This window comes from Sphingomonas sp. P4_D12 (assembly GCF_056401895.1).
Genome location: NZ_JBFUIL010000012.1, coordinates 93,987 through 120,715 on the forward strand (window position 1 = coordinate 93,987; position 26,729 = coordinate 120,715).

Sequence of the window (26,729 nt, forward strand, 5' to 3'; positions counted from 1 at the left end):
CGATAGACCCTTTGTCTTGACGGGACATGCCCTCCCCTAGCCCCGCGTGAGGTGAAGAGCGCCCCGCGCTCTTCAGGCCATGCCGGGGGCATGGCCGACCTCACGCGCGTAAACGGGAGGGGAATTACCCTTTGTAGAGCGCGTCCAATCGCGGGCCGTACACCTCCTTCAACACATGACGCCGGATCTTCAAGCTGGGCGTCATCTGCTGGTTCTCGATCGTGAACGGTTCGTCGGCCAGGATGAAGCGGCGGACGCGCTCGACCACCGACAAGTCCTTGTTGACCCGCTCGACCGCGGCGAGCAGCGCGGCGCGATAGTCGAGATCGTCTGCAAGCGCCTTCGAATTGCACGCGGCCCCGGTCCTGGCGCACCATTCCTGGGTCCATTCGGGATCGGGCACCAGTACCGCGACCATATAGGGCCGCCGGTCGCCGGCGATCATCGCCTGACCGATCTCGGGCTGCAGCGTCAACATGCCCTCGACCTTTTGCGGCGACACATTGTCACCCTTGTCGTTGATGATCAGGTCCTTCTTGCGGTCGGTGATCTTGATCCGGCCCTTGTCGTCGATCATCCCGATGTCGCCGGTATGCAGCCAGCCGTCCTTGAGCACGCGCGCGGTTTCTTCGGGATTGCGCCAATAACCGTGCATGACCAGTTCGCCGCGGACCAGGATCTCGCCATCCTCGGCGATCCGGACCTCGACCCCGTCGAGCGGCGGGCCGACCGTGTCCATCTTGAGGCCGGCGCGCGGGCGGTTGCACGAAATGACCGGCGCCGCCTCGGTCTGGCCATAGCCTTGCAGGAAGGTCAGGCCGAGCGATTGGAAGAAGATGCCGATTTCGGGATTGAGCGGCGCGCCGCCCGATACCATCGCCTTGATCCGCCCGCCAAAGCGCTTGGCGATCTTGGGCATCAATAGCGATTTCACGATCAGGTTCATCGGCTGGTCGTAGAACGGCACGCCGCCCGCGGCCTTCTTGCCGCCGATCGAGACCGCGCGGCTGAGCAGGTAATTGGACACGGCGCCCTGTTTCTCGACCGCCTTGGAGATGCGCGTCCGCAGCACCTCGAACAGGCGCGGCACCACAACCATGATCGTCGGACGAACTTCCTCGATATTGCTGGCGAGCTTGTCCAACCCTTCCGCATAGTAAATCTGCGCGCCGAGCCCGATCGGGAAATGCTGGCCGCCGGTATGCTCATAGGCATGGGAAAGGGGGAGGAAGGAGAGGAACACTTCGTCCTCCCAGCCGAAATCCTCGGCGATCAGCGTGCAGCACGCCTCGACATTGTGCAGGATCGCGCCGTGATGCTGCCGCACGCCGCGCGGCGCGCCGCCGGTGCCTGAGGTGTAGATGATGCAGGCGAGATCATCGCGGTTCGCGGTGATCGGCAAGTCGTCGAGTTGCGCCGGATGGTCGGCGATCAGCTTCGACCAATTATGATAGACCAGATCGGTCTGGCCGATGCGCAACTCCTCCAGCCCGATGACGATCTTGGCCTCGCTGGCGCGGGCGGCGGCGGGGAGCAGCGGGCGGGCGAGCTTGGCGGTCGAGACGATGATCGCACGCGCGCCCGAATTCTCGATGATATGGCTGTGGTCGCGTTCGGTATTGGTGATGTAGGTCGGCACCGTCACGCAGCCGGCGGCCATGATCGCCAGATCGCTGATACACCATTCGGGACGGTTCTCGCTGACCAGCATGACGCGGTCGCCGGGCTGCAGCCCGATCGCCTTCAGCGCTGTTGCCAGGCTGGCGACTTGCCGCGCCGTCTCCACCCAGCTGAGCGGGGTCCAGGAGTCGCCTTGCTTGTGCCACAGAAACGGCTGGTCGCCCCCGGCCCGGGCGCGGGTAAAGAACATCGCGACCAGGTTGGGGAATTTCTCGATCTGCCGCATCCGGTCTCTCCCTTACGACGCGCCGCTTTCGGCTGCGCCATTTAGGCCGACGTTATTCGGATGGGCGGTTGGGCGCCATCCCCATCCGCCTGATCACGGTGACCTTGCCGTCCTGTCCCATCGCGACACCTTCGCTGCGCGGATCGGCGGCACCGACCCATTTGCCGCCGACGCGCTCGATCGCATTGGCCTTGAGCCCGAGCGGAGAGACCATGATCTTCTCGCCCAGCGCGCGCAGTTGCGGCGCCATCGCCTCGGCCTGCGTGCCCGATTCGGCGACCGCCGTCTGGCCGGGTGCATAGACAAGCCCGAGGCCGATCGCGTCCTGCGCGCTCATCTTCCAGTCGACCACCGCGACGATCGCCTTCGCCACCTGGGCGATGATCGTCGATCCGCCGGCGGCGCCGATCGCCAGCCGAACCTTGCCGTCGGGGCCATAGACGATGGTCGGCGCCATCGAGCTGCGCGGGCGCTTGCCGGGGCCGACGCGGTTGGCGACGAGATAACCGTCCTTGTCGGGGACGATGTCGAAATCGGTCAGCTCGTTGTTGAGCATGATGCCGTCGACCGACAGCCCCGATCCCCACGGCCCCTCGATCGTCGTGGTGACTTCGACGACGTTGCCGGCCTTGTCGGTGACGACGAGGTCGGTGGTGCCGGGAGTCTCGCTCGGCGGCACTCGCTTGCGCGGCGGGGCGCCTGGTGGAGTGCCCGGTGCAACGTCGGCGATCGACTTGTCGGGAGAGATCAATGCCGAGCGCGAGGTGATGTAATTGCGGCTCAGCAGGCCGGCGAGCGGCACGCTGACGAAATCGGGATCGCCGACATACATGTCGCGGTCGGCGTAAGCGAGGCGCGAGCTTTCGGCGAACAGATGCCAGGCGACCGGCGAATCCTTGCCCAGCTTCGCCATGTCGAAGCGCTCGAGCTGCTTCAGGATCATCAGCACGGTGAACCCGCCCGACGACGGCGGGCCCATGCCGCAGATGCGGTAGACGCGATAGGTGCCGCACAACGGGGCGCGCGGCTTGGCGCGATAGCTGCCGATGTCGCTGACGGTCATCTTGGACGGATTGCGCTGGGCGTTATTGACCGTCGCGACCAGCCGTTGGGCGGTGCCGCCGGTATAGAAGGCGCTAGGCCCGAGGCGAGCGACGCGATCGAACAACTCGGCCTGTTTGGGGTTCTTGATGACCGTGCCCGCCGGCCACGGCTTGCCCGACGCATCCATGAAGATCGCGCGCGCGTTCGAATCCATGTGCGCGGCATATTGGGTCAGCGCGTTGGCGAGCCGCGGCGACGCCTGAAAGCCATCGCGCGCCAGTCGTATCGCTGGCTGGAACAGCCGCGCCCAGGGCAGCTTGCCCGATTGCGCATGCGCCAGTGCCATCACGCGAAGCTGGCCGGGCACGCCGACGCTGCGCCCGCCGGGGACTGCCGCGAAGTGAGACAGCGGCTTGCCGTTGGCGTCGAAGAACCACTTGCTGTCGGCGGCCATTGGCGCCGCCTCCCGCCCGTCGATCGTGTTGATCTTGCCGTTCGCCGCGTCATGGCGAACGAAGAACGTGCCGCCGCCCATCCCGGAGCTTTGCGGCTCGACGACGTTGAGCGCGAGCATGGTTGCGATCGCCGCGTCCGTCGCGCTGCCGCCAGCGTTGAGGATTTCGACTCCGGCTGCCGCAGCGCGTGGATCGGCAGCGCTGACCATGCCGGTCGCGGCGGGCTGGGCGACCTTGGCGACCCGCGCGGGCTGTCGGGCGGATCCCGATGCCGCCATGGTGGAGAGGACAATGGCGGCAGCGACGATCAGCTTCTTCATGGCGGGAGACCCTAACGGCATGGGAATGGGAGACAAGGCGTTGCGGTGGCGCGACCTATAGACGTCGGTTACGGCGCAGCGCGAAGATCAGCCCCAAGATGACTGCGATCGGCGCGAGCAGGATGACCGTGAAGATGAGCGCGAAGATGAGGAGGTGGATGATCGACAAGGTTGCCATGTGTTTCTCCGTTGTTGGCCGACGCCGTCAACTCGCTCCGATGGCTTCTGCGATCTGCACGAACCCATCGCGTCGCATCAGGGTGTCGAGATCCCGTACGATGCGTCTCGGCAGCGCCGGCCCGCCAAAGACGAGGCCGGTATAGAGCTGCACCAAGCTCGCCCCGGCGCGGATGCGCGCATAGGCTTCGGCGCCGCTGTCGATCCCGCCGACCGCGACGAGCGGCAGCGCGCCGCCGGTCGCCGCCCTAAAATCGCGCAGTCGTTGCGCGGCGAGCGTCGCGAGCGGCGCGCCCGAGAGCCCACCGCTTTCGTCCGCGGTGGGGGAGGACAATAAGGGGCGGCTGACGGTGGTGTTGCCGACGATCAGCGCGTCGATTCCGGCATGGATCGCGGCGCGGGCGATTTCGTCGATTTGCGCAGGTTCCTGATCGGGCGCGACCTTGAGGAACAGTGGCGTCGTCCCGCGCGCCGCGGCGGCGCGGGCAAGCAAGTCGGTCAGCGCGGGGCCGTGCTGCAGGTCGCGCAGGCCCGGCGTGTTGGGCGAGCTGATATTGATCGTGACATAATCGGCGATGGGCGCGGCGGCCGCCACCCCGTTCTCGTAATCGGCGATGCGATCGGCGGCGTCCTTGTTGGCGCCGACATTGATGCCGAGCATGCCGGTGCGCCTCGCGGATCGTGCACGCGGCAGCGCGGCGGCCAACCCGCCATTATTGAACCCCATTCGGTTGATCACCGCCCGATCAGGAACGAGACGAAACAGCCGCGGTTTGGGATTGCCCGCTTGCGGCAGCGGCGTCAGCGTACCAATCTCGACTGCGCCGAAGCCGAGGCCGAAAAAACCGGCGATCGCTCGCCCGTCCTTGTCGGCGCCGGCGGCTAGACCGAGCGGATTAGGAAAGGTCAGCCCAGCCACGGTGACCGGCAACGACGGCGGCCGCGCGGCGAGCGGTGTTCCGACCACTCCCCAAGCCGCGAGCATATCGATGGTCAGGCCATGCGCGCGTTCGGCATCGATCGCGAACAGCAATGGGCGAGCAAGAAAGGCCATGAGCGCGGCCATGGCAGGACACGCTGCGAGGGTCAAAGCCCCTTACGTTACGGAAACGGTCTAAATTCACCACACGGCGAATCCATCCAATACGACTCGGGAACGAAGGGCCTAGGACAAGCATGCGACCCGAAGGGCCCCTGGGAGGGGGTTCTTTCCCTTGACGGCCCGGTTTTCGAAAGAAAATCGGGCCGCTTTCTTATGTTAAGCCAAACCGACGATATACTCATTTTGGGTGGCGATTCCGTCCGGAATGATATAAAAACCGGGCTACGAAAGAAAAACACAGGGGCGCAACTTTCGTGTCGGATATCCAACTCGATTATCGGGTTCCTTCACCCGACCTCGCGGATCATGTAACATTATTCTATAATTTTCGCGCCGACATGCCGTGGTTCGAAGATATGGAGCGGGCTGACTATGCCCAATTCCGCTTTCGCCTGAGCCCTGGCTTCGCGTGTTATTATTTCCCGAGCGGGGAGAAATATGCCCATCCGATCCATGTCGTCGGCCCCACCAGCGGCGCGACCAAGTGCCGCGTAGAAGGGCCGGTGCGGCTATTCGGGTTCGGCATCACGCCGGCTGGGTGGGCTGCGATGCTCGGCGGCGACGCGTCGGACATGCTCGACGATGCAATGGAAGTCGGGCCAAACCTGCGCCCGCGTGCCGAAGCCGCGTTTCGGGCGATCGCGAATACCGAGAATATGGACGAACGCGTGCTGATCGCGGAGGCGCTGGTCCGCGAACTCACGTGCAGGGCGACACGGGAATCGGTCAGTTTCGCGCATCAGGTGGACGCATGGCTGGAAGGCAACACGTCCCCCGACATCGATGACCTGATCGCGGTCACCGGGCTGTCGCGCCGGCAGGTCGAACGCAAGTGCAATACACTTTACGGCGCGCCGCCGAAGTTGCTGGCGCGCAAATATCGTGCGCTACGCGCGGCGGTCGCAATGTGCCGCGGCGACATCAGCTTCGATGACGCGGTCGGCCGCGGTTTCTACGACCAGTCGCACTTGATCCGTGAAGTGAAGCAATTCACTGGCCTGACGCCGAAGCAAATCCGCGATCGCCCGACCGCGCTGGCGGAGATCACGGTGCAGCAGCGGCTGGCGATGTCGGGGCTGGTGAGGCCGCTGATCACGAGTACATAATCTCCCTCTCCCATCGGGAGTGGGAAGGGTGAGGGCAGGTAATGGACCTCCCAAACCTGCCCTCACCCTTCCGCGGCTTCGCCGCTCCCTCCCTCTCCCGACGGGAGAGGGATTTAGGGAATTTAGCAGGTTGACGCAGCCCCCTCTCACGCCCACATGGCAATCGGATCGATTTGGTCTGATTTGAGAGTCGTTCGCAACAATGCGTCTTTCCAGCCTGGCCGATTATGCCGTGGTGATGATGTCCGCCGCTGCGCGCCATTGCGGCGGGGTGGGGCGTCTCAACGCGACCTGCTTGGCCGAAGAAACTGGCTTGCCGCTGCCGACCGTACAGAAATTGGTGAGCAAGCTGTCGTCTGCCGGGCTTATCGAGAGCCAGCGTGGCACTGGCGGCGGGTTTCGCCTGTCGCGCCCGCCCGCGGCGATCAGTCTGGCGGACATCGTTGAGGCGATCGAGGGGCCGATCGCGATGACCGCGTGCGTCGAGCATGGCGCGCACGATTGCTGTGTCGAGGAAAGCTGCCGCGTGAAGCCGCACTGGAATGCCGTCAACGGCGCCGTCCGCGATGTGCTGGCTGGCGTTAGCCTCGCGAGCTTGTCCGCTGCTCCTGCGCTGGAGGTTCAGGCCTGATGCAGCGCGCAGCGCAAACACTCTTCCTTCGTGTCTTCGTGTCTTCGTGCGAGTCTATTTTTCTCGCACAAAGGCACAAAGGCACAAAGATTCTTGATGGCCGCTGCGCGGCCGGGGATTTGTAATGGCGACGAAGAACGCAGAGGCATTGGCCGCCGCGAACAAGAAATATGAATGGGGCTTTGCCTCGGACGTCGAGCAAGAGTTCGCGCCCAAGGGGCTGTCCGAGGACACCGTCCGCTACATCTCCGCCAAGAAGAACGAGCCCGAATGGATGCTCGACTGGCGGCTGAAGGCGTTTCGCCTGTGGCAGACGATGGAAGCGCCCGATTGGGCCAAGCTCGACATCGCGCCGATCGATTACCAGGACGCCTATTATTACGCCGAGCCCAAGGCGAAGAAGACGATCGCGAGTCTCGACGATCTCGATCCCGAGATTCGACGGACCTACGAAAAGCTCGGCATCCCGATCGAGGAGCAGAAAGTGCTCGCCGGGGTGGAAGGCGCGCGCAAGATCGCGGTCGACGCGGTGTTCGACAGCGTCTCGGTCGCGACCACGTTCCGCGCGGAGCTGAAGGCCGCTGGCGTCATCTTCCTGTCGATCAGCGAGGCGATCCGAGAATATCCCGAGTTGGTGAAGAAGTGGCTGGGCAAGGTAGTGCCCCAGCACGACAATTATTTCGCGACGCTCAATAGCGCGGTCTTTTCCGACGGCACCTTCGTCTACGTGCCTGAGGGCGTGCGCTGCCCGATGGAGCTGTCGACCTATTTCCGCATCAATGCCGAGAATACCGGCCAGTTCGAACGTACGCTGATCGTCGCCGACAAGGGTGCCTATGTCTCGTACCTCGAGGGCTGCACCGCACCGATGCGCGACGAGAACCAGCTCCATGCCGCGGTGGTCGAACTAGTCGCGCTCGACGATGCCGAGATCAAATATTCGACGGTCCAGAACTGGTATCCGGGCGACGAGAATGGCCTTGGCGGGATCTATAATTTCGTCACCAAGCGTGCGCTCTGCCAGGGCAAGAACAGCAAGGTGTCGTGGACCCAGGTCGAGACCGGATCGGCGATCACTTGGAAATATCCCAGTTGCGTGCTGGCGGGCGAGAATTCGGTCGGCGAATTCTATTCGGTCGCGGTGACCAACAACCGCCAGCAGGCCGACACCGGCACCAAGATGATCCACCTCGGCAAGGGCTCGCGTTCGACGATCGTGTCGAAGGGGATTTCGGCAGGGCGGTCGAATAATACCTATCGTGGGCTGGTGCGCGTCGCGCCGACCGCGGAAGGCGTGCGCAACTTCACCCAGTGCGACAGCCTGCTCCTCGGCTCCGAATGCGGCGCGCATACCGTGCCGTATATCGAGGTGCGCAATCCCTCGGCGCAGATCGAGCATGAGGCGACGACCTCGAAGATCAGCGAGGACCAATTGTTCTACGCGATGCAGCGCGGCCTCGATCAGGAAGCCGCGGTCGCGCTGATCGTCAACGGCTTCGCGCGCGAGGTGCTGCAGCAATTGCCGATGGAATTCGCGGTCGAGGCGCAGAAGTTGCTGGGGATTTCGTTGGAGGGGTCGGTCGGATGATCCTCACCCCCATCCGTCATGCCGGCCTTGTGCCGGCATCCACGGAGCCGCATGCGCTGGGGTTTGAGGCCCGGTGGACCCCGGCACAAGGCCGGGGTGACGGCGTATTGCGGGCATCCGAGGTGCAGAAGGCGCTGCGGATCTCGTTTGAGGGGGGCGTGGGATGATGTCCACGCCCGTTTCGCTCCTTGTTCTGTTGGCTGTCTCGATCCTCTTCTGGCTCGAATTGCGGACCCTAATTCGTGAACGAAAGAGCGGAGTGCCCTATTTATTTTGGTGGCCCCATCCGGCGTATCGGAACCGCCCGATGAACAGGGGCTCGGCCTTCCTTTTATTTTCGTCTGCGGGCCACGTCTTTGGCGTTTTCGTTCTTGGTCTAATGGTATTCGTGACTGTTCTTTTTCTCTTGGAGTCGCTCGGTGTTATCTATCAATAACCTCCATACCGAAATCGACGGCAAGCCGATCCTCAAGGGCCTTTCGCTTAGCGTGAACGCGGGCGAAGTGCATGCGATCATGGGGCCCAACGGCGCGGGCAAGTCGACGCTTGGCTATGTGCTCGGCGGGCGACCCGGTTATGAGGTGACTGAGGGATCGGTCAGCTTCGACGGCGCGGACTTGCTCGAGATGGCGCCGCACGAGCGTGCTGCCGCCGGACTGTTCCTCGGCTTCCAATATCCGGTCGAGATTCCCGGCGTATCAAACGTCCAGTTCCTGCGCGAGGCGCTCAACAGCCAGCGCCGCGCGCGTGGTGAGGGGCCGTTGTCGGGCGGCGATTTCCTCAAGCTGGCGCGCGCCGAGGCGGCGGCGCTGTCGATGGATGCCGAGATGCTCAAGCGCCCGGTCAATGTCGGCTTCTCCGGCGGCGAGAAGAAGCGCAACGAGATGGTGCAGATGGGGATCATCGCGCCCAGGCTGGCGATCCTCGACGAAACCGATAGCGGGCTCGACATCGACGCGCTGCGCGTGGTCGGCGACGGCATCAACCGCATCATGCGCGCGCCCGACAAGGCGGTGGTGCTGATCACTCATTATCAGCGGCTGCTCGATTACGTGAAGCCCGACTTCGTCCATGTGCTCGAAGCCGGCAGGATTACGCGGACGGGTGGCGCCGAGCTGGCGATCGAGCTCGAGCGCGAAGGTTATGGAGCGGTGGCGGCGTGACGACTTTGTCCACCAAACCTTCTCCCCTTGTGGGAGAAGGATACCGCAGCTTGGCRGCTATGCTGCCTAGCGRAGGTTGGATGAGGGGTACGCGGCGCTCCGCGCCGCGGGGGGGGGGGGGGGGGGGAATCCGCCCGAGACGATCCGTGTCGCCGCGGGCGAAGAGATCGCGCGCGTCGTGGTGCAGGATTCGCCGCCCGGATCGGTGGCGATCAAGGAGATCGCGATCGTGCTCGAAAAGGGCGCGCGGGCGACCTTCCACGTGCTCAATATCGGCGGCAAGCTCGGGCGCGTATCGATCGACGTGACCTTGCACGACGGCGCACATTTCGAGCTCGGTGCGGCGATGCTCGGCGGTGGTGAGCAGACGCTGGAGATCGTCACCACACTCAACCATATCGAGCCCAACGCGACCTCGAACCAGGTCGTGCGCTCGGTACTCGGCGGCAAGGCGACCGGCAGCTATCTCGGCAAGGTCGCGGTCGCCCGCGATGCGCAGAAGACCGATGCCAGTCAGTCGGTGAAGGCGATGCTGCTCGCGCGGACCGCGACCGCCAACGCCAAGCCCGAGCTGGAGATTTTCGCCGACGACGTGAAGTGCGCGCATGGCGCGACGGTAGGCGAGTTGGACGGACAAGCGCTGTTCTATCTCGAAAGCCGCGGGATCGCGCCGGCCGATGCGAAGAAGCTGTTGTTGAGGGCATTCGTCGGCAGCGTGTTCGACGATATCGCCGACGAAGGCGAACGGATGCGGGTCGAAGCGGCGGCCCAGGCAGCGTTGGAGCGGATGCTCGATAGCTCCCTCTCCCAGCGGGAGAGGGAAGGGGCCCGCTCGGCGCAGCCGAGTGGGAAGGGTGAGGGCAGGTGATGGACGCTCAGGCCTGCCCTCACCCTTCCGCGCCTTCGGCGCTCCCTCCCTCTCCCGACGGGAGAGGGAATCTAGCGCCCCTCGACGTCGTCGCGGACTTCCCTGCCATTCCGGCCGGCTGGCATTATCTCGACAGCGCGGTCTCGGCGCAGAAGCCGAGCGTGGTGATCGACGCGATCGAGCGCGGCTATGCCCAGGATTACGCCGCAGTGCATCGCGGCGTGTACCAGCGCTCGGCCGACATGACGCTCGCCTATGAAGCGGCGCGCAAGCGGGTCGCGGAGTTCATCAACGGCAAGCCCGAGGAAATCGTCTTCGTCCGCGGCGCGACCGAGGCGATCAATCTGGTTGCGCACAGTTGGGCAGGCGAGCAGCTCAAGGCGGGCGACCGCATCCTGCTATCCACGCTCGAACACCATTCGAATATCGTGCCGTGGCAGCTGGTCGCCGAGCGGATCGGGGTCGAGATCGACGCCGTGCCGCTGACCGCCGACGGCCGAATCGATCTCGAGGCGATGGCGGCGATGATCACGCCGGCGCACAAGCTGGTCGCGCTCGGGCATGTCTCGAACGTGCTGGGATCGGTGCTCGATGCCAAGCGCGCGACCGAGATTGCGCATTCGGTGGGCGCCAAGATTCTGCTCGACGGCTGCCAGGCGGTGCCGCGCATGCCGGTCGATGTCGCCGAGATCGGCTGCGATTTCTACGTCTTCTCCGGCCACAAGCTCTACGGCCCGACCGGGATCGGCGTATTGTGGGGTCGGTACGATCTGCTCGACGCGATGCCGCCATATCAGGGTGGCGGGTCGATGATCGATCGCGTCACCTTCGCCAAGACGACCTACGCCCCCGCACCAGGGCGGTTCGAGGCGGGGACGCCGCATATCGTAGGCGTGATCGGGCTGCATGCGGCGATCGATTATGTCGAGAGCATTGGTTTGGAGCGCATCCACGCGCACGAAACGGCGCTGGTCGCGGCGGCGCGCGAGCGGTTGTCGCGGATCAATTCGGTGCGGCTGTTCGGTCCCGAAGACGCCGCCGGTATCGTCAGTTTCGCGGTGGAGGGGGTGCATCCGCACGATGTCGCCACCATCTTGGATGAGAGCAAGGTCGCGATCCGTGCCGGGCATCATTGCGCGCAGCCGTTGATGGAGGCGCTGGGCGTGCCGGCGACGGCGCGGGCGAGCTTCGGCGTCTATTCGTCGCTGGCCGATGTAGAGGCGCTTGGTGAAGCGGTCGAACGTGTGACGCGGATTTTTGGGTAGGAATCTTCGGATGAACGAAGAACGGAAGATCGAAGTGGACGAAGTGACATCGGTGGAAGCGCCGCCCAAGGCGCGCGTCGAGGCGCCGGCCGAGACGTTCGAGCGCAAGCGCGATTATCTCGCCGGATTCCTGTCGCAGAAGCCCGAGCCGCTGTCGGGCGGCGAGCCGGGTGGTGCGCTGTACGAAGCGGTGGTCGACGCGCTCAAGGAGATTTACGACCCCGAAATCCCGGTCAACATCTACGACCTCGGGCTGATCTATAATGTCGAAGTGACCAACGAGGGTCATGCCGCGGTCACCATGACCTTGACCACGCCGCATTGTCCGGTCGCTGAATCGATGCCGGCCGAGGTCGAATTGCGCGTCGGCAGCGTGCCGGGAGTCGCCGTCGCGGACGTCAATCTGGTCTGGGACCCGCCCTGGGACCCGCAGAAGATGTCCGACGACGCGAAATTGGAATTGGGAATGCTGTAATTATTCCCCTCCCGCTCGCGGGAGGGGCTAGGGGAGGGCATGTTGTCCTAGAGTGGTGACAAGCCCTCCCCCGACCCCTCCCGTGAACGGGAGGGGAGATGAGGAGTGAAGACGTGGCAACGACCCTGAGGCAGCGCCCCGCTGCCGTGATACTGACCGAACGCGCCGAGGCGCGGGTGGCGGAATTGATGTCGAAGGCGCCGGAGGGCGCGATCGGCGTGAAGCTGTCGACGCCGAAGCGTGGCTGTTCGGGGCTGGCTTATTCGGTCGACTACGTCACCACCGCCAACCCGATGGACGAGCGGATCGAAACGCCTGGCGGCACTTTCTTCGTCGATGGGGCGTCGGTGCTCTATCTGATCGGCTCGACGATGGACTGGGTCGAGGACGATTTCGCCGCCGGCTTCGTGTTCGAGAACCCCAACGCCAAGGGCGCGTGCGGGTGTGGGGAGAGCTTTACGGTTTAGTCGACCTCGAAGCCGGTTTCCTGGCTGTGGTTTAGGTTGTCTGACCAATCGGTCGCGCACCACCTCTTGGCATCCTCCGGACGTCCCGTGGCTAGGTGACGAAATTTGCCGGTTCCTCGAATCCAATTGGTTCCCGGCACAATCTTCTGATCAATAATGCTCACGGCTCTGGCCTCGAAAGCGCAACTTAGCTCGCGGCCTAATAGGCCGTTCGGCTGGCATGAAACGTTGCGAAGAACGGGCGTTACGGTTGGCGCATAGCTTCGTGAGATTTTGCCTTCGGCCACGCGACAATCGGTCAGCGCATACTGGTTTGGGATGTCGGCGGGATTGCCAGTCGGCACGGAACATGCCGCTGTAGAGCATAGAAAAAGGACGGCTAACCCTCTCATCATGCTCAACGAGTGCGCAACAACAACGCCGTCCGCAAACACTCGCACACTATTTCGTCGCGCTGGTTGTGCATGCGGTGTTTCCACGTCACCAGACCGGCATTGGGCCGCGATTTGCTCTCGCGCAATTCGGTCACTTCACTCGTCGCGTGGAGCGTATCGCCGATGAACACCGGTTTGGGCATCACCAATTTGTCATAGCCCAGATTCGCGACCAGCGTGCCCATCGTCGTCTCGGCAACGGTGATCCCGACCATCAGGCTGAACGTGAAAGTGCCGTTGACCAGGATGCGGCCGAACTCGCTCGCCTTGGCCGCCTCGGCGTCGAGATGGAGCGGTTGCGGATTGTGGGTCATGGTCGACCACATCAGATTGTCGGTCTCGGTCACCGTGCGACGGAGCGGATGCTCGATCGTCTCGCCGATTTGCCATTCGTCGAAATATTTGCCCGGCATCAGTCGCCTTTCGTCAGCATAAGCTTGAACCCGCTATGGCTCTTTTCCCAGCCGAGCCGTTCGTAGAAACGATGCGCGGCAACGCGCTCGTTGTTCGACGTCAATTGCGCCATGAAGCAGCCGCGCTCGCGGAAGCGCTCGACCGCCCAGGTGATCATCGTCGCGCCGAGGCCTAGCGAGCGCTTGTCTTTAGCGATCCGCACCGCTTCGATCTGGCCGCGCCAGGCGCCGCGATTGATCAGGCCGGGAAGCCAGCTCAGCTGCATCGTGCCGACGATCGCGCCGTTTAATTCGGCGACGATCAGGCGCTGGTTGGGATCGCGATCGATCGCCTCGAACGCGGCGAGATAGGCAGGATCGAGCGGCTCGGACGGGTCGTCGGCGCGGCCGCCAATCTGCTCCTCGGCGAGCATCGCGACGATCGTCGGCAGATCGGCAGGGGTCGCATCGCGAAACATCATGACGATCAGGCGTTACGCCATTCCAATCGGCCGAGGCAGGGTGAAAATGCTGTCCGGACGTTATGCTGCGCAGCATAGGCAAATGGTGGACGTTCGTCCGTTCGCTCGGCTAGAAAAGGATCGTTGTTCGATCCCAAGGACTTGAGGAGCGTATGAGCGCGGATATCGACAGCCCTTATCCGGTCAGCGACGATCAAGTCGCACGGTTCGCCCGCGACGGCTTCATCCGGCTGAAGAACGTGTTCGATGCCGAGACGCTCGATCATTATGGCCGTGCGATCACCGAGCAGACCATCGCGCTCAGCACCCAGACGCTGCCGCTCGAAGAACGCTCGACCTATGACAAGGCGTTCCTCCAGGTGATGAACCTGTGGGAGCAAGGCGGGCTGCCGCGCGAGTTCGTATTCGGGCGGAAGCTCGCGGGTATTGCTGCGGCATTGCTGCAGGTCGACGGGGTGCGGCTCTATCACGACCAGTCGCTCTACAAGGAACCCGGCGGCGGCATCACGCCGGCGCATGCCGATCAATATTATTGGCCGGTCGCGAGCGATCGCACGATCACTGCCTGGGTGCCGTTGCAAGCGGTGCCGCAGGATATGGGGCCATTAGCCTTCTTTTCGGGCAGCCAACATGTCGAGTTCGGCCGCGACCTCGGCATTTCGGACGAGAGCGAGGCTCGGATCACCGCCGACATGGAGCATCACGGCTTCCCGATTGTCGACGGGCCGTTCGAGCTGGGCGAGGTCAGCTTCCACCTCGGCTGGACCTTCCACCGTGCCGGGCCGAACCGGTCGCACGATCCGCGTTCGGTGATGACGGTGATCTACATGGACCGCGATATGGTGCTGAAGGCGCCGGAGAATAGCCAGCAACAGAATGACTGGGACCGCTGGTGTCCCGGCGCGACCGTGGGGCAAGTGATCGACACGCCGCTCAACCCCGTCCTGTTCGAGGCGTGATCCGCGCGATCGGCCTGGCGCTGGCGGCACTGTTGCTCGCGGCGCCGACCGGGGCCGCAACGCCGGAAAAGACGACCTCGGCGGCGATGCAGGACGAGGCGATCTATCACATCTTCTTTCGCAGCTTTCGCGATTCTAACGGCGACCGGATCGGTGACCTCAAGGGCCTGACCGCGGGGCTCGGCGATATCAAGGCGCTGGGTGTCACCTCGTTGCTGCTGACGCCGATCCAGCCATCGCCTTTCTACCACAATTACTTCGCGACCGATTTCGAGGGGATCGACCCGGCCTATGGCACGATGGCCGACTATTTCGCCTTCATCCGTGCCGCACATGCGCTCGGGTTGCGCGTCTATCTCGACGAAGAATTCCAGTATGTCGCGGAAGGACATCCCTGGCTCACGTCGTCGCGCGGCCATCCGGGAGCGAAGTTCGGTCCCTACATTCTCTACAACCGGCCGAAGATCAACGAAGAGCCCGAACCGTTCCTCGGCGTGCCCGCCTGGCCCGGCTATGATGGACGCTGGACAGGCATCTCGATGGTCAATCTGAAGTCGCCGGCGGTGCGCGGCTATTTCACGCGCCTGCTGGTCCACTGGATCGATCCGCATGGCGACGGCTCGCTGCGCGATGGCGTCGACGGTTTCCGCATCGACCATATGATGGACGATCTCGACAACAAGCACCGCCTGACCAATTTGTTCGCCGATTTCTGGGCGCCGATCTTCGCCGCAATCCGCGCGCGCAATCCGTCGGCGCGGATCATCGCCGAGCAGTCCGATTGGGGCACGGGCGATGGCTGGCTGACCAAAGGTGGCACCGACATGGTGTTCGCCTTCCCGCTGCGCTTCGCGCTCGAGAAGATGGACAAGGCGGCGATCGTCAAGGCGCTGCGCGAGAGCGGCGAAGCACCCGCGGGCAAGAGCCGCATCCTGTTCCTCGAGAATCACGATATGGACCGCTTCATCTCGGTGGTCGGCGGCGATCAGCGCAAGGCGCGGATCGGCGCCGCACTGACCCTGCTGATGCGCGGTACGCCGTCCATCTATTACGGCCAGGAACTGGGCATGCGCGGCCGGATCGATGCCAAGGTCAAGAGCGACGGCGCGCATATCGGCTTGCGCGAGGCCTATCGCTGGAGCGCCGATCTCGACGCGCCGGGGTCGGCGACCTGGTATCGCGGGGACGCCAGCGCTTGGGGTCACCGTTTCAACCGCAGCGATGACGGCGTGTCGCTTGCCGAAGAACGGGGCAAGCCGGACTCGCTTTACACCTTCTACCGTACGCTGCTGGTGTTGCGTGCGGGTCGGCCCGAATTGCGCCAGGGCGACCAGCAATTACTATGCGACGATGGTTCGACCGCGGTCTGCGTGCTGCGCAGCATGGGCGGCCATAAGGTGCTTGTCCTGGCCAATAGCGGTGCGGTGGCGGTACGTCCTGCCTTGCCAGCGATGGGGCATGGGTGGGTCGATTTGCTAGACGACAATCGCGGAGTGGATCCCGCGACCATCGAGCTGCCGCCTTATGGTTTGCGGGTGCTGGGCACGCATTGACCGAGCAAGCCGCTGCTTCGTTTCAATGGAAATCGCGCGATTTGGGCAGGATGCGGACGTTGCGTGGATGGCGGCCATGCGCGTCGGCGGTGTAGCGCGGGTCGGGGGACAGTTCGAAGTCCACACGCGCGGTCGGCGGCGGCGCGACATGATCTTCCGACAATCGATCGAGGTCGGCGGTACGGTCGATCACGCGTGCGCCGATCAAATGGACGACGCTGCCCTCGCTTGGCGCGCTGCGCTGGACCTCGCCCTCAATCGTCATCAGCCGCGATCCCATCACCTGCAACCGCTGGGTCTCGAACACGCGCGCCCATAACAGAGCATTGGTGATGCCGGTCTCGTCCTCCAGCGTGATGAAGATGGCATTGCCGGTCCCCGGGCGCTGGCGGACCAGCACGACGCCGGCGACGGTGGCGCGCGATCCGTTGCGCGCCTTGCTCACTTCCGCGCAACTCAGCACACCTTCCACGCGGAACATCGGCCGCAGGAACTGCATCGGATGGCCCTTGAGCGACAATCGGGTGAGTTCGTAATCGGCGACGACTTCCTCGCTGAGCGGCATGGCCGGCAGCGCGGCGTCTTCTTCCTGGCTAAGTTCGCGCGCGCTGGCCGCGGCGAATAGCGGCAGTTCGTCCGACGGGGTGCGGCGCACTTCCCACAAGGCGTCGCGCCGACCCTGGCCGATCGATCCCCAGGCATCGGCGTCGGCCAATAGCCGCAAGGCGCGCGAAGGCAGGTGCGCGCGACGGGCGAGTTCCTCGATCGACGTGAAGGGTGCCGCGGCACGCGCCTCGACCAGCCGTTCGGCCCATTCCTCGCGGAAACCGTCGACCTGGCGGAACCCCAATCGCAACGCGAGATAGTGCCCGTCGCGCTCCAGGCTGTTGTCCCAGCCGCTGGCATTGATGTCGATCGGCCGCACCGCGACACCATGCTTTTCCTGCACGTCGCGGACGATCTGTGCCGGTGCGTAGAAACCCATCGGCTGCGAGTTGAGCAGCGCGCAGGCGAACACTGCGGGGTGGAAGCATTTGAGCCAGGCCGAAACATAGACCAGGCGCGCGAACGCCAGCGCATGGCTTTCGGGGAAACCATAGCTGCCGAAGCCCTTGATCTGATCGTAGCAGCGCTGCGCGAAGTCGCGCTCATAGCCGCGCTTTACCATGCCCTCGACCATCTTGGTCTCGAAATGATGGATCGTGCCGACATTGCGGAACGTCGCCATTGCGCGGCGCAGGCGATTGGCGTCCTCGGGCGAGAATTTGGCGGCGACGATCGCCAGCTTCATCGCCTGTTCCTGGAACAAGGGCACGCCCATCGTCTTGCCGAGCACTTCCTCCAATTCATCGGGACGGCCGAAACGCGCCGCGGGGGCGGGGAAATCGACCTTCTCCTTCCCCGACCGGCGGCGAAGATAGGGGTGGACCATATTGCCCTGGATCGGTCCGGGCCGGACGATCGCGACCTGCACCACCAGATCGTAGAAGATGCGGGGTTTGAGACGCGGCAGCATGCTCATCTGCGCGCGGCTTTCGACCTGGAACAGGCCCAGGCTGTTGCCCTCGCACAGCATGTCATAGACTGCCGGCACCTCGCCCGGGATCGTATCGAGCGTGTGTCGCTCGCCGCCGGTCGCCTCGATCAGGTCGAACGCCTTCTTGATGCAGGTCAGCATGCCGAGCGCGAGCACGTCGACCTTCATCAATTGCAGCGCGTCGATATCGTCCTTGTCCCATTCGATGAAAGTGCGGTCCTCCATCGCCGCATTGTGGATCGGCACCGTCTCGTCGAGTCGGTCCTGGGTCAGCACGAAGCCGCCGACATGCTGCGACAGATGGCGGGGGAATTCGAGCAACTGGTCGACCAGCGACTTCAATCGCGCGATGTCGGGATTGGCCAGGTCGAACCCCGACTGCGACACCCGCTCTTCCTCGAAATGGCTCGAATAGCTTCCCCAGACAGTGCTCGCGAGGCGCGAGGTCACGTCCTCGGTCATGCCCAGCGCCTTGCCGACTTCGCGCACCGTGCTGCGCGATCGGTAATGGATCACCGTCGCGGCGATCGCGGCGCGGTGACGACCATAGCGGCGATAGACGTACTGCATCACTTCTTCGCGCCGCTCGTGCTCGAAATCGACGTCGATATCGGGAGGCTCGTCGCGCTCGGCCGAGACGAAGCGCGAGAACAACAGATCGTGCTGCATCGGATCGACCGAAGTCACGCCGAGCAGGAAGCACACCACCGAATTCGCCGCCGATCCGCGTCCCTGGCACAGGATTGGCGGGTCGCAGCTTTTGGCGAAATTCACGATGTCGTGGACGGTCAGGAAATAAGGCGCATAACCGCGCTCGCGGATCAGCGTGAATTCCTCGTAGAGCAACGCATAGAGCTTGTCGGGAACGCGATAATCATAGCGTTCGAGCGCAGTCTGCCAGACGAGATGTTCGAGCCACTTCTGCGGATCCCAGCCCGGCGGTACCGGCTCGCGCGGATATTCGTAGCTCAATTGGTCGAGCGTGAAGCCGATCCGCGAGAGCAGGATGTCGGTTGCCGCTACCGCTTCGGGATAGTCGCGAAACAGCCGCGCCATTTCCTCCGGCGGCTTGAGGTGGCGTTCGGCATTGGCTTCGAGCAGCTTGCCCGCGGCCTTCACATGCGTGCCTTTGCGGATGCAGGTGACGACATCGTGCAGCGGGCGTTGCTCGGAGGTGGCGTAGAGCGCGTCGTTGGTCGCGAGCAACGGGACGCGTGCGGCGCGGGCGATGGCGGCGAGCTTGGCGAGACGGCGCTTGTCGCGGCCGGCGCGAGGCATTGAGGCGCCTAGCCATAAGCGGTCCCCGACGACGCGTTTGAGACGGGAAAGCACCTCCTCCAGCGACCCGTCGTCACCCCGGCCTTGTGCCGGGGTCCACTCCACCACTTGTCCTAGGGTCTGCGGCTCCGTGGATGCCGGCACAAGGCCGGCATGACGGTTGGGGAAAGGGACGACGTTCGTAGCCTCGACTTCATCCTCATCACCCAGCCGCAGGAAACCGCGATCCTGATCCTGACTGATCTGCCGCTTCTCCGGCAGCGCCTCATTCTCCTCCACATCGAAGCTGCTCTCCGGCAGCACGATCAGCAACAAATCCTGATGATGCGCGATCAGGTCGCCGATCCCGATCAAACAGCCCCCCTTGGTCGCGCGGCGATTGCCGAGCGACAGCAACCGGGTCAGCCGGCCCCAGCCATATCGCGTCGCGGGATAGGCGACGATGTCGGGCGTGCCGTCGGCAAAGACCAGCCGCGCCCCGACGATCAGGCGAAAGTCGGGCGCGGGAAAGGGTAGATCGGGCGGATGAGGAAAGTCTTCCCACGGCCGGTCGGCCTCATGCCGCGCCTTGGCTTTGGCCCAGGCGGGGTTCCATTGCTCGCGCGCTTGCCTCAGCGCGACATGCGCGCGCACCACGCCGGCCACGGTGTTGCGGTCAGCGATACCGATGGCGCGCATGCCGAGCGCGATCGCCTCGCCGACCATGTCGCTCGGGTGCGAGGCACCGCGCAGGAACGAGAAGTTGGTCGCGGCGACGAGCTCGGCGAAGTGGACAGGCTCAGCCATACCGGTCCGCCGGTCTGGAATTTTGCTCGCACGAAGACACGAAGGCACGAAGAAGAAGGAATATGTTCGCGCAGAGGCGCAGAGGACGCAGAGATGACGGCCGAACAGGCTTTCGAGCCGCTACAGCGGCTCCTTCTAGGGTCGAATGCGACCGAGTCGAATCGTCACCCCGGCCTTGTGCCGGGGTCCACCGGGCGGCAAGCCCGGGAAAAGGAGCTCTCGATACTGCGCTGATCTGCACGGTGGATGCCGGGACAAGCCCGGCATGACGGTTAAACCTGATCGTGCTCCACTCTAGGGATGAGGGTCTCGCTGCTGCGAGACAGAAGTGGCAAAAACGTTCTGCGTCCTCTGCGCCTCTGCGCGAACCAAATCCCTCCGCGCCTCCGTGCCTCCGCGTGAACAAAATCATGCGAACAGCCCATGGATGTACCAACCCGGCTCGGCGACTTCGCCGTACAGGCCATGGCGGAAGATCCAGAAGCGGCGGCCGCGGCGGTCTTCGACGCGGTAATAATCGCGCGTCGGCGCCTGGCGGCTACCCCACCAGGGAGTCGCGATGCGCTCGGGTCCCTCGACCCGGGCGACGTCGTGCAGGACACGCCGCCAGCGGAATTGGCGCGGCGGGCCGTCGGGGACTTCGCTGGCTATCGAGTCGATCAATTGCGGTGGGTCGAACAAGTGGATTGGGCGCAACGGCGGCTCGCCGGTTTCGAGTTCGGGCCAGTCGCCCGGCGGAACCGGATCGGTGGCAGGCAGCATCAGTTCGGCCTGTTCGGGCAAATGGCGGTCGCGTGGCGCGAACCGGCGCACGCGTCCGCGCCCGACCCGGGTCGACAACCGGTCGATCAATTGCGCCAGCTCGGCTTCGCCGACCGCACCCCCTTCGAGCCGCAACTGTGCCGCATCGAGCCGCTCCGCCACCGGCACGTCGAGCCGGATCAGATCGAAACCGAAGCCGGGATCGATCGGATCGGCCAGCGTCTCGATCCGTTCGCGGAACAGCCGCAATACCGCGGCCACGTCGCGGGTCGGCCGGCCTGTCTCGACCGCTATCCGCTGCACCAGCCCGTCGGTGCGGAAGAAGCGCGCCTCGAACCGGCGTCCGCCTTCATGCGTCTGATCGAGCCGGGCAGCCGCATCGGCGATCAATTCCCCCAATACGGTCAACGCGAATTCGGTGCGCGCGACGGGTTCGGCAAAGCGCCGCTCGACGACCAAAGGCTGAGCGACGATGCGCGGGGTCAACGGGCTATCCGCTTCGCCGATGATCCGTCGGACCTGGGTTGCGGCATCGCTGCCGAACCGCGCGGCGATCGCCGACAAGGGACGCGCCACGACGTCGCCGACGGTCTTGAGCCCGGCGCGTTTCAAAGCGGTCGTCGCTTCGTCTTCGAGCCCGAGTGCTACGACGGGCAAGCGTCGGACCGCTTCATCCTCATTGGCGCCGACGCTGCGCCATCGCGCCATCGCGCGGGCGGCGTCGGGATTGGCGGCAAAGGCGTGTTGCGCGGTGACGCCCAACCGGTCGAGTCTTGCCAGCGCATCGGTGGCGAGCGCCGTTTCGCTGCCGATGAGATGGGCGCAACCAGTCACATCGAGCACCAGCCCATCGGGCGCGTCGAGCATCACCCAGGGCGTATAGCGGGCGCAGCCATCGGCGAGCCGCTCGAGCCACAAATGATCGTCGTGCGGGACATGGTCGAACGCTTCGAGTTCGGGCAGCCGCGCGCGGGCATCCGCCAGGGTCATGCCGCGCTCGATCCCTAGCCGCGCGGCTTCCTGATCGATCGCATATACGCGCAGCGCGCCCTTGACCTTCTCGGTCAGCGCATAAGGCGCACCGGCACGACCCGCGAACAGATGCGGGCGCGTGATGCGGATGCGCTCAGCCGGCAGCCAGGGGAAGAACAGCGCCAGATAGCGCCTGCCCATCAAGGGGCTGGAAGGCACGTCGTTCACGATTCCACTCCACGCGCCAGCGACGTCCGGCGGGGCCGGCGCGACGGCGCAACAATTCGAGGTCGAAGGCGGGCGGCCCCGGCGCATCGGCGGCAAGCGCGATCGAGGGAGCAGGGGAGACCCGCCAGCGGGTATCGGCGACGCTGGGGCTTTCGCGCGCCTCGCCGCGAAGCAGCAGGACAGTCACGCCCGATGCCTCCGCCGCCAGCATCAGCCGGCGCGTCGCGGTCAAATCGAGCGGTTTGGACTCGCCCCAGCTCTCGACCACCAAGGCGCCGAGCCCGGCACAGCGCGCGGCGTCGTTCGCGGCCTTGAGCAATGCCGCGTCGTTGCCGAGCAGTCCGAGGATGAGGTCACCGCCATGAAGGCCGATTTCACCCAATCCGCTGGCATAAAGCTTGCCGGCCCGACGTTCCGCCGCCTCGGTCCTGAGCCACAATAAAGGTTTTCCGGCATCGATGCGCAGCGCCAGCATCGCGGCGAATCCGGACAGGCTGCCGGCATCCTCGCTGTCGTCCGCCATCACTTCGTGCAAGCGTCCGCGCGCGAGCCCGCCGCCCAGCCACGCATCTATCGCTTCATGGCCGGTGGCGAACCGCGCCGGGCCGCCCGATACACGCGCGCCTTCGATGCGTGCGACACGGCGGCGCAATCGACTCAGTGAAGCAGACGACTCGGGCATAAGGTGTTCATGATATGTTCTACTGACGAAATTGCAATTGAATCCGCCGAGCACGCACAAACGAAAGCGGCGGCGAACCCTGGTCCGCCGCCACCATTCCCCCTTCAATCGCTCGCGTCAGGTCGCGTTGACGGTCTGGCCCTTGCAGACATTGATGTTGTCGAACTGCTGCGTGACCTCGTCCGAGAACTGGATCTTGATGTCGTAAAGGCAGACATCGCCCGTTCCGAGCGTGAAGTTGGACGAGCTTTTCGGCTTGATCGCATATTTCATGTCGACCTCATGCCAGGGGTCCTTCGACTCCCCGGAGCGGGCCGTCCAGACCCGCTGCACCGACACGTCGGCATTGCCATTATAAACGGTGAAATTGCGGCCCGCGTCCGCAATCGCCGGCGCCGCCACGATGCCAGCAATGAGCACGGCAATCGCCGTGCCAGCCTTGATTGCCTGTATCATCCCCGTAACCCCCAAACGTAGGTTGAACGCACCGGATGAATCCGGTGCGACCCACCTAATATAATTGGGACTATCTTGCACGTATTAAGTTATTTCCAGACAAGATCGGTCGCGGATCAAGCACTTGTCGCATTCTTGTCTGAGAAAAGCGCATCAAGTTTTGCGTAATGTCTCACGCGCAACGGTATGTATTGCAGTGTCTCTTTTGTACAATTTATAATAGTTCGATCTCACGACGCTTTTTTCTGCAATCTAAAACGATGAAGAAGGGGCTCGGTATAGCCGTTGGGCTGAACAGTTCCCTCGAACACCAGCGCGCGCGCCGCCTGGAAAGCCGCGCCGGCAGGATTGGCGACCAACGAACGATAGGCGGGATCGCCTGAGTTCTGCGTGTCGACCTTGGCCGCCATGCGCCCGAACGCCGCCTCGACCTCTTCAGGCGTGCACACGCCGTGGAGCAGCCAATTGGCCAGCGCCTGGCTGGAGATGCGCAAGGTGGCGCGGTCTTCCATCAGTCCGATATCGTGGATGTCGGGCACCTTGGAACAGCCGACGCCCTGATCGATCCAGCGTACGACATAGCCCAATATGCCCTGGGCATTGTTGTCGAGTTCGGCGCGCACCTCGTCCGGCGTCCAGTTGCGGCCGAGCGCGAGCGGCACCGAGAGCAAGTCGTTCAGGCTCGCGATCGGCTCCGCCGCGCGTTCCTTCTGGCGCGCGAACACGTCGACCTGATGGTAATGCGTCGCATGCAAGGTCGCCGCGGTGGGGGAGGGTACCCAGGCAGTGGTCGCGCCGGTCATTGGATGGGCGATCTTCTGCTCGAGCATGTCGGCCATGCGGTCGGGCGCCGCCCACATCCCCTTGCCGATTTGCGCCTTGCCGCTGAGGCCGCAGGCGAGCCCGATCTGGACGTTGCGGTCCTCATAGGCCTTGATCCAGGCCGAGGTCTTCATCTCGCCCTTGGGCACCATCGGCCCGGCCTGCATGCTGGTGTGGATCTCGTCGCCGGTGCGATCGAGGAAGCCGGTGTTGATGAAGACGATGCGATCCTTCACCGCATGAATGCAGGCGGCGAGATTGGCCGAGGTACGGCGCTCTTCATCCATCACCCCGACTTTGATCGTGTGGCGAGGCAGGCCGAGCAGATCCTCGACCGCGTCGAACAGCCGGTTGGTGAAGGCGGCTTCGTCCGGCCCATGCATCTTGGGTTTGACGATATAGATCGACCCCGCCCGACTGTTGCGGAAGCGGCCCAGGCCTTTCACGTCATGCAGCCCGATCAGGCTGGTCATGATCGCGTCGAGAATACCTTCGGGTGCTTCGCCGCCGTCCGCCAGGATTACTGCCGGCGTGGTCATCAGATGGCCGACATTACGCACGAACAATAGACTGCGGCCGCGCAAGACCAATTCGCTGCCGTCGGGTGCGACGTAGCGGCGGTCGTCATTGAGGCGGCGAGTCAGCGTCCGGCCACCTTTCTCGAACGTATCCTCCAGGTCGCCGCGCATCAGGCCGAGCCAGTTGGCATAGGCCGCTACCTTGTCCTCGGCATCGACCGCGGCGATCGAATCCTCGAGGTCGACGATCGTCGTGATCGCGCTTTCCAGGATGACGTCGGCGATTCCGGCGGGGTCGGTTTTGCCGATCGGATGCTCGCGGTCGATCACCACTTCGATGTGCAGGCCGTTGTGGCGGAACAGATAATTATCGCCGGCGCGCCCGACGAGCAGCGCCGGGTCAGCCATGACCGGCTCGCCGGACAGATCAACCCAACTTCCGCTCGCCAGCGGCACCGCTTTGTCGAGGAACCCCTTCGCCCAGGCAATCACCTGGCTCCCGCGTTCGGGATCATAGCCGCCCGGCCTGGCCGCGCCCGGGATCGCGTCGGTACCGTAAAGCGCATCGTACAGGCTGCCCCAACGCGCATTGGCGGCGTTGAGCACGAAGCGCGCGTTGAGCACCGGCACGACCAATTGCGGGCCGGCCATCGTCGCAACTTCGGCATCGACATTCTGCGTCGTCACCGCGAACGGCGCCGGCTCATCGACCAGATAGCCGATCGATTTGAGGAACGGCTGATAGTCGGCCTGGTCGATCGGTTCGCCGGCGTGCTCGGCCAGCCAGCCGTCGATCTCCGCCTGGATCAGGTCGCGCTTGGTCAGCAGCGCCGCATTGACCGGGGCGAGATCCGCGAACATCGCCGCGACGCCCCTCCAGAAAGCATCGGCATCGATCCCCGTGCCCGGCAATGCGCGCGCCTCCACGAACTCGACGAGTTCGCTCGCGATCTTCAGGCCGTTGCGATCGATCATGGTGCCTCCGGGCATGTGCTGCTCCATCAAAATGATGAGGGGAGGAACGGTGCCAATACACGTAAGGGACATACCGTCCACACGAAAATGCGCTTGCCGCATGCGTAAACCAGTGGCTAACTGAAACGGATAATGAGGAGTGTGAGGATGGCAGAGGCATATATCGTGTCGGCGGCGCGGACCGCGGGCGGGCGGCGCGGCGGCAAGCTCAAGGACTGGCACCCGGCCGACCTCGCGGGCAAGGTGCTCGATGCGGTGGTCGAGCGCGCCGGTATCGATGGCGCCGCGGTTGAGGACGTCATCCTGGGCTGCGTCATGCAAGTGGGCGAGCAATCGGCGCATATCGGCCGCAGCGCGGTGATGGCCTCGTCGCTTCCCGACAGCGTTCCCGCCGTCTCGATCGACCGCCAATGCGGTTCCTCGCAACAGGCGATCCAGTTCGCCGCGCAAGCGGTGATGTCGGGTACGCAGGACATCGTCCTTGCCGCCGGGGTCGAGAGCATGACCCGTGTGCCGATGGGCCTCGCCAGCTCGGCGCCCGCGCAGCTCGGCATCGGGATTGGGCCGTGGTCTCAGAAGATCAAGGACCGCTACGGCGTTCAGGGGTTCAGCCAGTTCATCGGCGCCGCGATGATCGCGGAGAAATACGGCTTCAGCCGCGAGCAGCTCGACGCCTTCTCGCTCGAAAGCCACAGACGTGCCGCCGCCGCCACGCAAGCGGGCGCGTTCGACGCCGAGATCGTGCCGATCGAGATCGTCGATGAGGAGGGGAACACCGTCCTCCACGTCCATGACGAGGGCATCCGCTACGACGCGACGGCCGAATCGATGGCGAGCGTGAAATTGCTCCAGGAAGGCGGCGTGCTGACCGCGGCCTCGGCCAGCCAGATCTGCGACGGTGCATCGGGCGTGCTGATCGTCAGCGAACGCGCACTCAAGGATCACGGCCTGACCCCCTTGGCCCGGATCCACAATTTGACCGTCACCGCCGGCGATCCGGTGATCATGCTCGAAGAACCGTTGCCCGCGACGCAGCGGGCGCTGGCCCGTGCTGGCATGAAGATCGAGGATATCGATCTGTACGAAGTCAATGAGGCGTTCGCGCCCGTGCCGCTCGCCTGGCTCCAGGTGCTGGGCGGCGACCATGCGCGGCTCAACGTCAATGGCGGCGCGATCGCGCTCGGCCATCCGTTGGGGGCGTCGGGCACCAAGCTGATGACGACGTTGCTCCATGCGCTGAAGGCGCGCGACAAGAAATGGGGGTTGCAGACGATGTGCGAGGGGGGCGGCATCGCCAATGTGACGATCGTCGAGCGATTGTAGTCC

At 64.3% G+C, this 26,729-nt stretch carries 22 protein-coding genes; 11 read left to right on the plus strand and 11 right to left on the minus strand.

From position 1 onward, the window contains the following. Nucleotides 1–124: 124 nt before the first annotated feature. The 4 genes from AC1DSD_RS20480 to AC1DSD_RS20495 are packed head-to-tail and all read right to left on the minus strand — an operon-like array spanning nt 125 to nt 4,968. A complete protein-coding gene (locus tag AC1DSD_RS20480; protein WP_478032660.1) occupies nt 125–1,906 on the minus strand; it encodes an AMP-dependent synthetase/ligase in 1,782 nt (593 codons plus the stop codon). Between the two features lie 52 nt (nt 1,907–1,958). Continuing rightward, nucleotides 1,959–3,725, minus strand: a complete 1,767-nt coding sequence (gene ggt / locus AC1DSD_RS20485) for a gamma-glutamyltransferase (protein ID WP_478032662.1) — start codon at nt 3,723–3,725, stop codon at nt 1,959–1,961. 55 nt (nt 3,726–3,780) lie between these two features. Then, on the minus strand, nt 3,781–3,903 hold the full coding sequence (locus AC1DSD_RS20490) for a hypothetical protein (protein ID WP_478032663.1): 123 nt from the start codon (nt 3,901–3,903) through the stop codon (nt 3,781–3,783). 27 nt (nt 3,904–3,930) lie between these two features. Then, complete coding sequence (locus tag AC1DSD_RS20495) at nt 3,931–4,968, minus strand: quinone-dependent dihydroorotate dehydrogenase (protein ID WP_478032664.1); 1,038 nt, start codon at nt 4,966–4,968, stop codon at nt 3,931–3,933. Nucleotides 4,969–5,258: 290 nt separating this feature from the next. Here AC1DSD_RS20495 and AC1DSD_RS20500 point away from each other — a divergent pair, with 290 nt between their 5' ends. The 8 genes from AC1DSD_RS20500 (at nt 5,259) to AC1DSD_RS20535 (ending at nt 12,567) form a co-directional block, all read left to right on the plus strand. Next, on the plus strand, nt 5,259–6,110 hold the full coding sequence (locus AC1DSD_RS20500) for a helix-turn-helix domain-containing protein (protein WP_478032665.1): 852 nt from the start codon (nt 5,259–5,261) through the stop codon (nt 6,108–6,110). A gap of 202 nt (nt 6,111–6,312) precedes the next feature. Further along, a complete protein-coding gene (locus AC1DSD_RS20505; RefSeq protein ID WP_478032666.1) occupies nt 6,313–6,741 on the plus strand; it encodes an SUF system Fe-S cluster assembly regulator in 429 nt (142 codons plus the stop codon). Nucleotides 6,742–6,865: 124 nt separating this feature from the next. After that, the gene (gene sufB, locus AC1DSD_RS20510) at nt 6,866–8,329 is read left to right on the plus strand and encodes a Fe-S cluster assembly protein SufB (protein WP_478032667.1); all 1,464 of its coding nucleotides are present in this window, start codon (nt 6,866–6,868) and stop codon (nt 8,327–8,329) included. A 419-nt stretch (nt 8,330–8,748) separates the two neighbouring features. After that, nucleotides 8,749–9,492: a Fe-S cluster assembly ATPase SufC gene (gene sufC, locus AC1DSD_RS20515; RefSeq protein WP_478032669.1), complete on the plus strand. Its 744-nt coding sequence runs from the start codon at nt 8,749–8,751 to the stop codon at nt 9,490–9,492. Nucleotides 9,493–9,568: 76 nt separating this feature from the next. After that, nucleotides 9,569–10,360, plus strand: coding sequence for a SufD family Fe-S cluster assembly protein (locus tag AC1DSD_RS20520; protein ID WP_478032671.1), 792 nt, complete (start codon nt 9,569–9,571; stop codon nt 10,358–10,360). Continuing rightward, a complete protein-coding gene (locus AC1DSD_RS20525) occupies nt 10,357–11,625 on the plus strand; it encodes a cysteine desulfurase (protein WP_478032673.1) in 1,269 nt (422 codons plus the stop codon). Before AC1DSD_RS20520 ends, AC1DSD_RS20525 begins: the two co-directional genes overlap by 4 nt. 10 nt (nt 11,626–11,635) lie before the next feature. Continuing rightward, nucleotides 11,636–12,100, plus strand: coding sequence for an SUF system Fe-S cluster assembly protein (locus AC1DSD_RS20530; RefSeq protein ID WP_478032674.1), 465 nt, complete (start codon nt 11,636–11,638; stop codon nt 12,098–12,100). A 98-nt stretch (nt 12,101–12,198) separates the two neighbouring features. Continuing rightward, nucleotides 12,199–12,567 (plus strand): HesB/IscA family protein, encoded by a 369-nt coding sequence (locus tag AC1DSD_RS20535; RefSeq protein WP_478032676.1) that lies wholly within the window; start codon nt 12,199–12,201, stop codon nt 12,565–12,567. Between the two features lie 397 nt (nt 12,568–12,964). Here AC1DSD_RS20535 and AC1DSD_RS20540 read toward each other — a convergent pair whose 3' ends face one another. After that, entirely contained in the window at nt 12,965–13,414 is a 450-nt protein-coding gene (locus tag AC1DSD_RS20540) for a MaoC family dehydratase (RefSeq protein ID WP_478032677.1), read from the minus strand. Next, nucleotides 13,414–13,875, minus strand: coding sequence for an N-acetyltransferase family protein (locus tag AC1DSD_RS20545; RefSeq protein ID WP_478032678.1), 462 nt, complete (start codon nt 13,873–13,875; stop codon nt 13,414–13,416). The genes AC1DSD_RS20540 and AC1DSD_RS20545 overlap by 1 nt, the downstream gene beginning before the upstream one ends. Nucleotides 13,876–14,027: 152 nt before the next feature. On the opposite strand from AC1DSD_RS20545, the gene AC1DSD_RS20550 reads away from it, so the two are divergent. Then, nucleotides 14,028–14,834: a phytanoyl-CoA dioxygenase family protein gene (locus AC1DSD_RS20550; RefSeq protein WP_478032680.1), complete on the plus strand. Its 807-nt coding sequence runs from the start codon at nt 14,028–14,030 to the stop codon at nt 14,832–14,834. Further along, a complete protein-coding gene (locus tag AC1DSD_RS20555; protein ID WP_478032682.1) occupies nt 14,831–16,387 on the plus strand; it encodes an alpha-amylase family glycosyl hydrolase in 1,557 nt (518 codons plus the stop codon). The genes AC1DSD_RS20550 and AC1DSD_RS20555 overlap by 4 nt, the downstream gene beginning before the upstream one ends. 22 nt (nt 16,388–16,409) lie before the next feature. Here the strand turns inward: AC1DSD_RS20555 and AC1DSD_RS20560 are convergent, their stop codons facing one another. The 5 genes from AC1DSD_RS20560 to AC1DSD_RS20580 all read right to left on the minus strand — a co-directional run bounded on the left by AC1DSD_RS20560 (nt 16,410) and on the right by AC1DSD_RS20580 (nt 25,418). After that, entirely contained in the window at nt 16,410–19,988 is a 3,579-nt protein-coding gene (locus AC1DSD_RS20560; RefSeq protein ID WP_478032683.1) for an error-prone DNA polymerase, read from the minus strand. A gap of 408 nt (nt 19,989–20,396) precedes the next feature. Beyond that, nucleotides 20,397–21,923 carry a Y-family DNA polymerase gene (locus AC1DSD_RS20565; RefSeq protein ID WP_478032695.1) on the minus strand — a complete coding sequence of 509 codons (1,527 nt, stop codon included), beginning with the start codon at nt 21,921–21,923 and terminating at the stop codon, nt 20,397–20,399. Beyond that, nucleotides 21,877–22,632 carry an ImuA family protein gene (locus AC1DSD_RS20570; RefSeq protein ID WP_478032685.1) on the minus strand — a complete coding sequence of 252 codons (756 nt, stop codon included), beginning with the start codon at nt 22,630–22,632 and terminating at the stop codon, nt 21,877–21,879. Before AC1DSD_RS20570 ends, AC1DSD_RS20565 begins: the two co-directional genes overlap by 47 nt. Before the next feature lie 117 nt (nt 22,633–22,749). Further along, a complete protein-coding gene (locus tag AC1DSD_RS20575; RefSeq protein WP_478032687.1) occupies nt 22,750–23,088 on the minus strand; it encodes a hypothetical protein in 339 nt (112 codons plus the stop codon). A gap of 230 nt (nt 23,089–23,318) precedes the next feature. Beyond that, nucleotides 23,319–25,418, minus strand: coding sequence for a malate synthase G (locus AC1DSD_RS20580; protein ID WP_478032689.1), 2,100 nt, complete (start codon nt 25,416–25,418; stop codon nt 23,319–23,321). Nucleotides 25,419–25,550: 132 nt separating this feature from the next. Here AC1DSD_RS20580 and AC1DSD_RS20585 point away from each other — a divergent pair, with 132 nt between their 5' ends. After that, nucleotides 25,551–26,726 carry an acetyl-CoA C-acetyltransferase gene (locus tag AC1DSD_RS20585; protein WP_478032691.1) on the plus strand — a complete coding sequence of 392 codons (1,176 nt, stop codon included), beginning with the start codon at nt 25,551–25,553 and terminating at the stop codon, nt 26,724–26,726. The last annotated feature ends 3 nt before the right edge of the window (nt 26,727–26,729 follow it).